Genomic DNA, 10,331 nt, shown 5'->3' with positions numbered 1-10,331 from the left:
TAGAGCCAGTCGCTCCCGTGTCACCGGTTGCACCTGTGGCTCCTGTAGAGCCGGTTGCACCCGTCGAGCCGGTCGAGCCTGTGGCTCCAGTTGCGCCGGTCGCGCCCGTCCCGCCTGAAGTACCTGTCGCACCAGTAGCGCCCGTGGCGCCTGTTGCTCCGGTCGCACCAGTAGCTCCCGCCGGACCCGTCGGGCCTACGCTACCGCTGCTTGAAAGACCCAGAGTTCCACCATCGAACTTATTACCGCCATTGCTTGTGCCGCCAGTTCCATTGGCAGGACCGGTTGTAAAATTATAAGAAGAAACGGGATGTACGGGGTAATCAGCCGGGACTATTGGTTCAAGAGTGCCCACAAGGCCGAAATTGGCATTATATATGACATATGTATCAAGTGTGTTTGGAATAGTTATCGTTGCGTTAAACTCAAAAACTAATCCATTCTGCGCAGATGGAAGAGAAAAAGTGCCAACAACAGTGTCAGGATCAATTGTTGTATCAACAAGATAATAGGTATTAATAGATTTGCTGCCACCAGTAGCGGTTATCTCGCCCGTGATTGTAAGGTCGCCCGAGGCAAGCACCCCAACGTACTTTTCCAATCCATCGGTGGTCAGCGGCGGCAGGGGCGTCGGAGCACTTGCGCTTGCGAACATCTCCCAAGAGCCACCTAACTTGGCTGCGCCAACCAGTGATCTCGATGCGCGGACGTCCCCGCCGACGGCCCGTTCCAGCGCCGTCACGAAGGCCTCGCCAGCATCCCCCGATGCCGTCTCGCAGCTCCACAGCCTCAGCTCGCCGTCCGCGGCAATCGCCCTGCCAATTGCGGCAAGATCCTCGGCCTCGTCCTTCAATGTGGCTGATGACCACTCCCCTGCAGTGAAGGTGACCCGGCCAGGCGCGCCGTGTGCGATGACGTGCACGGCATCGAGGCTTTCGTGCCCTGCGAGCGCGGCAGCGATCTGCTGCGCCGCCGGCCGGCGGCCATCGAGCACGACAGCCCGAACTTCTGGTCTCAGATTGCCGAGAACCGTCGCGAGGTGGGAAACTGAAGGATCGACAAAAAGAAATTCAGAGGCGCGGGCCATGACTGGCTCCTGTTGGCTTCGAATTCGGTTCAAGTGGAAACCGCCCACCGGGATGGCCCGCGAGCGGTCAGGAGAAGGAGCTTGGGAGCGTCATCGTCCAGACGTCCCGACGGCGCCGTCGGGACGTGCAACAGTGGGGCTCTCTACGCGAAGGAAGCTGCAGGCCTGGAAAGCCCCGCCATCGTCAAACGTGCCAATCGCCAATGAACCGGCTGCGGCGGGGACCTTTACCGTGACAGCGACGGCGAGGCTTCGCTTGACGGCCTTGGGAAGAATGACCTGACCGACGATGGCGCTCTTGGCCGTGTCCAGGATAAAATAAGGCACATTTTCGGTCGTGTCGCCGATGGGCAAGACGCCTCTAACGGCAACTTCCATGACTGCAAACCCTGCTATGTAGCTCATCATCTTCTCCTCGGTCGCCAACGGCCGTGCCGCAGCTTCTCTTGGTTCGTACCCTTGGATTTCAATCGCTGGTTTCAATCGCTGCCGAACGTGGGCGCTCGCTGAGGTGAGCGTGGCGTTCGCAGGCGCGCGGCGGTCCACGGGACGCCGAGGAATACCCGTCAATCACGGGGCAATCCTTGCTGGCGGCCAGGGGCGGATAATTAAGGGATTGATCGAAGCGGAAGCCCGTGCCGCGGGCGCATCGTTTCGTACTTGGTATCACACCAACCACAGCCAACTCCCAACACGCATGTCTCGATTTCTCGACGACAACTTGCGAGGGAATCGACTACTTGCGAGGGAACATCAGGTTGGGAAAACGCTAGACTTGAGTTCAAGGCAGTCCGACGTCTTCGTTGCACGCCACCAAACACTCTCTGCGCCCTCACGCAAAGAAGTGACTTGCTCCAGATACTCTCCTGGCTTCGCAGACCGCGCGAACCGACAGGCCTACTGCCCGGTCCACGGCAACCCTCCACATATGTAAGACATTAGTAAATTATAAAATTAGCAACTTGTAAATAACCTGTTTACGATTTGTTAATTGCGCAATCACGACTGACTATCTTGGCAAACATCGAGATGGCGCGCATGCGGCCAAATGCATCGGAAAATCCGGGGCTTAAAGATGCTCCACCTCGTAGCGACGAAGCCTTGATATTGCGGCGGAGTTTTTCGCGTGAGCGATTGAACCCGACTGGAAGGTTTGTTCGCCCCCTTCGTCCAAGGCAACCGCGAGGCCTTGCTGGGATGAAAAGTGCTGGCTAACAATGGATGGCGCTGAGGTCGCGTCTGCAAAGGAAGGGATGAGCGATACTTTGCAACAGAGGTCATGCAGATGGCCAAGGCGGCGGGTTATGTGCACGAGGTATAAAGGCCGGATAAAGACGTATGAATTCCCCTTCAACAATTTCGAGCAGCCCCCCGTAACGAACGCCGCTCCGTCAAGGGATTAGCATGAGCACCATCGGCCTGTGCATGATCGTCAAGAACGAGGCAAAGGTCATTCTGCATTGCCTCGCCAGCGCGCTTCCTATCGTTGACTATGTGCTCGTCATCGACACGGGTTCCGAGGACGGCACGCAGGACCTCATCCGTACCTTCCTGACCACGCACAATGTCAACGGCGCAGTCATCGACGAGCCCTGGCGGGACTTCGCGTACAACCGGACCTTTGCCCTTGACCGGCTGCGTGAAGTCGAGACGGTCGACTACGCCATGATCATCGACGCGGACGACGTCGTGGTCCAGGACGCCGGCTTCGATCCGATCGCGTTCAAGTCGAAGATGGAACACGATCTATACGACATCGAGGTGTCCCATGGTGACATTTCGTTTTATCGGCCGCAGATCTGCCGCAACCGGCTGCCGTTCTCCTTCAAGGGCGTGCTGCACGAATATCTCGAGGCCCCTCCCGGCCATCTCACACGCGAGACCGCCAAGGGTTTTCGCGTGGCGACGGGGCGTGGCGGAGCACGCAGTCAAAACCCGCGAAAGTACCAGGACGACGCGGCGGTTCTTGAAAATGCGCTTGCCACGGAGACCGACCCCTTCCTTGTCTCGCGATACACCTTCTATTTGGCGCAGAGCTACAGGGATTCCGGCGAACGCGAAAAATCGCTGGCGAACTATCTGAAGCGTGCCGAGCTGGGTTTTTGGGACGAGGAGATCTATGTCAGCCTGCTCGAGGCGGGCAACCTCATGGCAGCGCTGGGACGGCCATTCGCCGAGGTCATTGCGGCCTTTGAACGTGCCGCGCAGACCGTTCCCGCCCGTGCGGAGGCTCTTCACGCCGCAAGCCTCTTTTGCCGCAACCAAGGCCGGAATGCGGAAGGAATGGAATTTGCGCGTCGAGGGCTCGACCTTGCTCAACCCGCCGGACTTTTCGTGCAGCCCTGGGTCTACGATTATGGGCTTCTCGATGAGTTTTCGGTCAACGCGTACTGGGCAGGCGCATACCGGGAATCGCTCGACGCCTGCCTGAAATTACTGGCCAGCGACAAGTTGCCGGCAAACATGCTGAAGCGCGTGGTGGCCAACGCGCGCTTCGCCACCGACAAGCTTCAGGTCGGCGAGCCACCGGCTTTGGGGAGACTCGGCGCCGAGAGCCTGGTTGAACAGCACAAGCTCATCCCGCAGCGTTCGTTGCGGTCGCACATGAAGGGCACGCCGCGCGTTCTGGTAACAATCCTGGCAAAGCAGAAGGAGCCGGCACTCCCCCTTTACCTCGAATGCATCGAGGCGCTCGACTACCCGAAGGCGTCGATCGTGCTGTACATCAGGACAAACAACAACACCGACAGGACCGAGCAGATACTCCGCGAATGGGTGGAGCGTGTACGCCACCTCTACGCGGCGGTTGAGTTCGATGCCTCAGACGTGGCCGATCGGGTCGAGCAGTTTCGCGAACACGAATGGAACGAGACGCGTTTCAAGGTGCTCGGCCGAATCCGCAACATCAGCCTTGGGAAGACCCTTGAGTACAATTGCGACTTCTATTTCGTCGTCGACGTCGACAATTTTGTGAGACCGGCCACGCTACGAGAGCTTGTCGCGCTCGACCTGCCGATCGTCGCCCCCTTGCTGCGTTCTATCTCGCCCGGCCAGTACTATTCGAACTACCACGCCGAGGTCGACGCCAACGGCTACTATCTGCAGTGCGACCAATATGGGTGGGTACTCAACAGGCATGTTCGCGGCGTCATCGAGATGCCGCTAGTGCACTGCACCTATCTCGTGCGCGCCGACGTGCTGAAGGAACTGACATATGATGACGGCACGTCAAGATACGAGTATGTCATCTTTGCCGACAGTGCCAGGAAGGCCGGCATCGTCCAGTACATGGACAACCGGCAGGTCTACGGCTACATCACCTTCGGCGAGGGCCAATACCATGTGAGTGACGGGATCGAGCGGGCTCGAGCGCTGTTGCATGGTGCGGGCGATACCCCCGCATTCACTGCCGCCGCGCCCCCTGTCTCCGGGACGATGCCAGCCCGGCCTGTCGAGCCAACGGGTTCGCCGAAAATTCACCTGATAAACCTCGACCGCAGCGTCGAGCGCTGGAGCAGGTATCAAAGCAACAACTGGCACCTATTGCACAATACGGTTCGCGTATCGGCCGTTGACGGCACGTCTCTCGACAGGGAGGCCCTCATCAAGGAAGGTCTGATTACCAGTGATTGTCCGTATCCCCCGGGCACGTTGGGATGCGCTCTATCGCATATCAACTTGTGGAAGCTGTCGGCTTCAGAGAACAAGACAATAACTATTTTCGAAGACGACGTTCGGTCATCGTTTCGCTTCATGGAGGAATCCACCAGTATCATAACTAAAGCACCGCCTAGCTGGGACATTATACAGTGGGGCTATATATTTTACCCATTGTTTCTATGGTTAAATTTCGGCTTCTCCAAGGCCAAGCTTGAATTTTACGATCATCGATATAGTAATAATACCGCCTTGTTTCAAGTAGAAAAATTTTCACACTCCCTTATAAAAGTAGAGCACTCGTTCGGGATTCAGGCCTACACAGTAACACCAAGAGGCGCACGAATACTTCTTGAAAAATGTCTGCCGCTACGAAGTAGGCAGATCCCATTTCCTGGAACTGCCGTCGTCATAGACGACACCGGTATCGATTGCGCGATGTGTGCGGCATATGGATCAATGCAAGCTTACGTTTGCATGCCACCACTCGTCATTCACGATACCGAACTACCGTCAGACCGGATAGGCGCAGATCATCGAGAGCCGAGCTAGTTTGTCATGGAAGCACAACTGACCGCCATTGGCCGACGCGCCCGCGTGCGAGGGAAATGAGATACTGACAAAGCCCGCCTACGGGGTGCTGGGGTCTCGATGTGTCGCGCTCCAACGTGGACGCGACCAGTAACATGAGGTGCATTCGATGACGCAAAGCACGCCCGATGATTCCAGCGAAGCCTTCGCGCGCATTTACCTAAGCAACGAGTGGGGCTCGGCGGAATCGCGCTCCGGACTCGGTTCAGCTTACGCGACGACGCATCGCGTGCGAACCGTATTGCCGATGCTTTTGCGCGCACTGGATGTAAACTCCATGCTTGATGCGCCCTGCGGCGACTTCAACTGGATGCGCTTCGTCGACTTGGGCAAAACGCACTACATCGGCTGCGATATCGTTCCGGAAGTCATCGAGACGAATCGCATGCGATATGCGGATCGCGAATTTCACGTGCTCGATCTGGCAGCTGAACCCCTGCCGAACGTCGACCTCATTTTTTCACGCGACTGCCTGCAGCATCTGACCGAGCCCGATATCTGGCGCGTGCTACGCAACTTCAGGAAGTCCGGGGCGCGCTGGCTGTTCACCTCAAGCCATTCGACCTCGGCACAGGACATTGCCCAGGAAACGGGCGGATTCGGATTTCTCAACCTACAGCAGCCGCCATTCTCGTTGCCTCTGCCACTCTTGGTCATGCCGGAGGAACACTACGCATCGAAGGCGATGTGTCTGTGGGACATGGCGCAAATCGGTGCATGAGAAACCCAGTGCCATTTACCGGTTCAAATGCTCGTCACGCTGCAACTTACACACCGCCTTAGGCGTTGTTCGATATGGTCGTGGGGTTGCGGTACGCCCTGCAATAGGCGCCAAGAAGTAGTTGCTTTCCACCGGAAAAGTTTGCTGGACAAATCAATGAATCGCATCAGCCCTGGAGAAAGTTCCCGATGATGCTTCGGCGACGGTGCCCATGCCGAGAATGTCCCGGATGAGTTGCTCGCCGAGCGCGGCGCCCTCGACGATGAGGTTGTAAAACCGATAGGTCGGGATGATCATCGGAACAGCTGGGCCGGTTACCGTGATCGCATTGACCGGCTCCGCCGCTGTGGTTCCCGACATCGGCAAAATCGAGACCGAAGACCGCTGCCGTGATATCGGAGAATCGTCAATGTTTCAGAATTCGGACGACATTCAGATACTAACTGTCCCGCGCGAACCAAGGCGGTACTTGATTCTGATACGCGCCGGCTCCAAGCGCCGTCCCTCCTTGTTTTCTGAGCCTCTGAGTGAGCACCGGGAGTATGATGTCGGGATAAACTACTATGCAGACCCGCACCCTGATGACGCTTTCCGCACCGGAGCCGAACTCATTTTTGGCGGCGGTCTTTCAAAGATGCATGGCGCCAAACGGCTATTCGAGGCGACGGGATTGCACAATATCTATGAGGGAGTTTTTTTTCTGGACGATGACATCGAAGTTCTATTTGATCCCGGCGATTTTTTCAAACTTTGTGAAGAATATTCTCTGGATATCGCACAACCGTCTCTGACCTCTGACAGTTCCTGTGTCATCGCTCTTACCCGCCATCACCCTAGTCTAATACTGCGAACGACAAATTGGGTCGAGGTGATGGCTCCATTCTTCAGACGTGACTTTCTGCGGGAGATGCTGCATTCATTTGATTTGTCAATTTCGGGATGGGGGCTCGATATATATTGGGGTCATCACCTGAAAGAGCGTTGGCGTGCAGGCATCGTTGACAATTTCCTCATCCGACATGCGAACGAATGCAAGCCGGATTCAGGACCGTTTTACGACTATCTTAAAGGTATTGGCATTGATCCCAGTAAAGAAATGAAGTCAATTCTTACTATTATTGATACAAACCCATATGTGGTCAGACCGATGCAATTTGTTTATCATACGTACTTTTTCCGAGCATAGTGAGGTGGTCTCGAATTTTGAGGCAAGGACCTAATCTCATTGAGATCGAGGGATTCGCGCCCGCAACCGATGTAATAATCTTGATGATCAACGAGAAATGGCAGACATTTCCTAAGAGGTAAGGACCTGAATCCTTAAATCGCCACACCTAGGAAACCCTCCACCACACTGCACAGCCGTCGATCGGAATTAATGGCGAGGTAATCCCCCCTCTAGTCCGGAATTCATTTACAGCTTGAGCGCATGGGGCGAGAAAGTAGTCGTCGACGATTACGAATCCACCATACGACAGCTTGTGATAAAGCGCGTCAAGAGCTTGAATTGTTGATTCATACATGTCTCCGTCGAGCCTGAGAATCGCTAATTTTTGTATCGGGGCACTAGGGAGTGTGTCCTTGAACCAGCCTTCAAGAAAGACGACTTGCTCATCCAGCAAGTCATATCTGCGAAAGTTTTCTTCTACGTCCTTCCGGGAGATCGCCAGTTGCGAATGTGTGTGGTGGGTGTCCCCAGTGTCCGCCGCATAGATTTCCGGACTCGGGGGAGGAAGGCCAGCGAAACTGTCAGCGACGAAGACCCGACGTTGAGTATCGGCGTACGAGGCAAGAATACCTCTCATAAAAATACATGCCCCGCCGCGCCAAACTCCGGTTTCGATGAAGTCGCCGGGAACATCATTTAAGATCACAGTTTCGCATAAATGCCGTAGATTGCGCATCCTCGCTGAGCCAATCATGGTTTGCGCCAGTCCCGGCCAATCCCGCCCAAGAGCACGCTTGTTCGGGTCGTATTTCCCACCCGTCCACGGATCAATGGGCGCGTCGCCATACAAGGTCCCGGTCAGCGATGCTTCCAGAACATTAAGGTATCTATTCCGCATTTTCATTGCGGCGGTCACGAAGTCATGACTGTCATTCAACGTTCGTCTCCTTCTGGGAGCTTGACACGAACCGATGCTACCGCACTGGGATTTGGATGATGCGTGTGCGGCTCGTTGAACGGCTACGCCGTCACTGTAGCAGATAGCTTTCGCCATCGTTTGCGAAAAGATAGCTTCGCCTGCTCGTGATGCCTTATCCGCTTCCCGAGTCTTCGCCATTGGTGGATTATCGTGGTAGTTAGACGCCGGCGGTCGGACATCAGGAATCGAAGTGCGACGACGAGATTTCGCTACACTCTTGGGGCGCGCAGTGGCCGGAAGCTTGATTCCTACCGCGTTGACGGGTCGGGACGCCCTCGCGGAGAGCTATGCAGCCATGGCGCCACTGACCACTTTGCCTCCGTCTCTCCTCACCGCGCCCATCGAGCTTGCCGGCAACTGGGGCCGCATGCTGGAGGGTGCTGCCGTTCAGGTCGTCGAGCGCATGCGGCATGCCTGCCTGGATGGCGTCCGCCTCGTCTCCGATCGCCAGCCTACGCGGCTGCGTATCGACGAGCACACTTCCGGCACGCCGGCCATCTGGCTGCATCCGGACGGCAGCAGCATGGCCTGGATCATCGTCGATATCGGTGAGCGCGACTGGTCGAAGCTCGCCTACCAGTTCGGCCATGAGCTCGGCCATGTACTCTGCAACAGCTGGCAGGCGGACGCCAAGCCGGCGCCCCCTTGCCAATGGGTCGAGGAAGCCATGGTGGAGGCCCACTCGCTGCGCGGGCTCGGGCGTCTGGCGAAAAGCTGGAAGGAGGCCCCGCCCTTCGCCGGCGACAACGCCTTCGGCGATGCCATCGCCCGGTACCGCCAGGACATCATCGATCGCTATGCGGCGCTCGCTGAAAGCCAGGGGCTCACGCGCGACGTCGCTGCGTGGTTCGCCAACCACCGCGGCGAGATCGAAATGCCCGCCCTCAATCCGTTTGCCCAGGCAATGTCGCTGACCATCCTCGCCGAATACGACCGCGCGCCGGACTGCATCGAAGCTCTGGGCGCACTCAACCGTTGGCCCGGTCGAACCGGTATTCCCATCGCCGAATATCTCCGACGATGGGAACAGAGCTGTACGGAGTTGGAGGCCTCGCCGCAACTGCCGCTCCGCTTGCAGGACTTGTTCGCGCAACGGTTCAAGTGAAAGCGGGTGCAAGAGAGGGTCGCCGGGCCACGCTGTCCCGTTGTACAGGCGGGATTCCTTAGCGCCGCTGGTCCAGCCCACAATGTACCATCCCAAACTCTTGATCGTTGACGATGTCTGGGCGAGCTTCGGTTCAACCAATTTGGACGAGCGTATGCTCGCCGGACCTTTGGGTGCCTAGGCGTGGGGGATTTGCGGGCTCATGCCTTTTGGTCGCCCACCAATCTGGATTCAGATGAGCGGCCTTGGGCAAGGGCAAGATTTCATCCAATTGTTCGAACGTGACGACGATCTCGGACGCGCCCAAGGTCTCCGTCCAAAGCCTGGACGAAGCCATCACGGACTACATCGACTACTACAACACGGATTCGTTCCATCGGAACATATGGCGGGCGGCCCAGCAGGCGAGGTGTGAGTTGGGTGGCGACCGCTGGGCCTGACCAGCGTCTTTTTACCGCCGGCTAAGACGAGACTTTAGCCTTATTCAGGAATTTGCAAATTTAGCTAAAAGGATGACGTTTGCTGCGTTTAGGCTCCGCTCAGCCGAGCCTTGGTTTCGAATTCGTGCCGTCCCGCCACGGGTTGTCTCATTGGGCGTTGTCTGACTGAAGTGGCGAATCCCCGCCCGTTCGTGTCCTCGCAGGAGTTGAGAAAGCGTCCTCGGGCAAATAGATCAGATCCGGGTCGAGCGATCCATTCTCATGGCGAAAGCGATGTGAGACCCGCCGGCGTTTCGCACGACCGGGGAACGTTTAAGTCAGGCGTAGACCTGCCTGAGAGGGGGGGTACTTGTTTCCGAGACCAGCAGCGGGAAAGGTTCCACCTGTCCTCCAGTCTTGTCCAGATACTGCATCAACGCCGTCACCAGGTGGTAGAAGATGCTCGCCGGGACCTCGGTGGCCAGTGACCTCCCGCGCTCGTCAATCCTGTCGACCCACAAGCCAAGCGGTGCCGGATCAATATGCCATCGGAAGAGGCGGGCGACACGAGCTTCGATCTCGGGTTTCAGATCCGGTCCGCCAA

Annotated in this window: 10 protein-coding genes; 5 read left to right on the top strand and 5 right to left on the bottom strand. The window is 57.0% G+C overall.

The features are described from left to right. Positions 1 to 1,087: DUF4347 domain-containing protein (locus ACWGTI_RS26925; RefSeq protein WP_454589928.1), on the bottom strand; the 1,087-nt coding region annotated here is incomplete at its 3' end. Positions 1,088 to 1,177: 90 nt separating this feature from the next. Next, positions 1,178 to 1,513, bottom strand: coding sequence for a hypothetical protein (locus tag ACWGTI_RS26920; RefSeq protein ID WP_454589927.1), 336 nt, complete (start codon positions 1,511 to 1,513; stop codon positions 1,178 to 1,180). Between the two features lie 978 nt (positions 1,514 to 2,491). On the opposite strand from ACWGTI_RS26920, the gene ACWGTI_RS26915 reads away from it, so the two are divergent. Further along, positions 2,492 to 5,296, top strand: coding sequence for a glycosyltransferase family 25 protein (locus ACWGTI_RS26915; protein WP_454589926.1), 2,805 nt, complete (start codon positions 2,492 to 2,494; stop codon positions 5,294 to 5,296). A 148-nt stretch (positions 5,297 to 5,444) separates the two neighbouring features. Beyond that, on the top strand, positions 5,445 to 6,056 hold the full coding sequence (locus ACWGTI_RS26910) for a class I SAM-dependent methyltransferase (protein ID WP_454589925.1): 612 nt from the start codon (positions 5,445 to 5,447) through the stop codon (positions 6,054 to 6,056). A gap of 153 nt (positions 6,057 to 6,209) precedes the next feature. On the opposite strand, the gene ACWGTI_RS26905 is transcribed toward ACWGTI_RS26910, so the two are convergent. After that, positions 6,210 to 6,353: a hypothetical protein gene (locus ACWGTI_RS26905; RefSeq protein WP_454589924.1), complete on the bottom strand. Its 144-nt coding sequence runs from the start codon at positions 6,351 to 6,353 to the stop codon at positions 6,210 to 6,212. Here ACWGTI_RS26905 and ACWGTI_RS26900 point away from each other — a divergent pair. Beyond that, positions 6,346 to 7,242, top strand: coding sequence for a DUF707 domain-containing protein (locus tag ACWGTI_RS26900; protein WP_454589923.1), 897 nt, complete (start codon positions 6,346 to 6,348; stop codon positions 7,240 to 7,242). The genes ACWGTI_RS26905 and ACWGTI_RS26900 overlap by 8 nt on opposite strands. Before the next feature lie 148 nt (positions 7,243 to 7,390). On the opposite strand, the gene ACWGTI_RS26895 is transcribed toward ACWGTI_RS26900, so the two are convergent. Continuing rightward, positions 7,391 to 8,161, bottom strand: coding sequence for a TylF/MycF family methyltransferase (locus ACWGTI_RS26895; protein WP_454589922.1), 771 nt, complete (start codon positions 8,159 to 8,161; stop codon positions 7,391 to 7,393). A 337-nt stretch (positions 8,162 to 8,498) separates the two neighbouring features. Here ACWGTI_RS26895 and ACWGTI_RS26890 point away from each other — a divergent pair, with 337 nt between their 5' ends. After that, entirely contained in the window at positions 8,499 to 9,308 is an 810-nt protein-coding gene (locus ACWGTI_RS26890; RefSeq protein ID WP_454589921.1) for a hypothetical protein, read from the top strand. 245 nt (positions 9,309 to 9,553) lie between these two features. Then, entirely contained in the window at positions 9,554 to 9,748 is a 195-nt protein-coding gene (locus ACWGTI_RS26885) for a hypothetical protein (RefSeq protein WP_454589920.1), read from the top strand. Positions 9,749 to 10,065: 317 nt separating this feature from the next. On the opposite strand, the gene ACWGTI_RS26880 is transcribed toward ACWGTI_RS26885, so the two are convergent. Beyond that, positions 10,066 to 10,331 (bottom strand): AGE family epimerase/isomerase (locus tag ACWGTI_RS26880; RefSeq protein ID WP_454589919.1); only part of this gene is annotated, 266 nt, incomplete at its 5' end.

It is taken from the genome of Mesorhizobium sp. ArgA1, assembly GCF_053714375.1.
The sequence above is the reverse complement of the archived record's forward strand: the minus strand, read 5'-3'. Positions and strand labels throughout refer to the sequence as shown.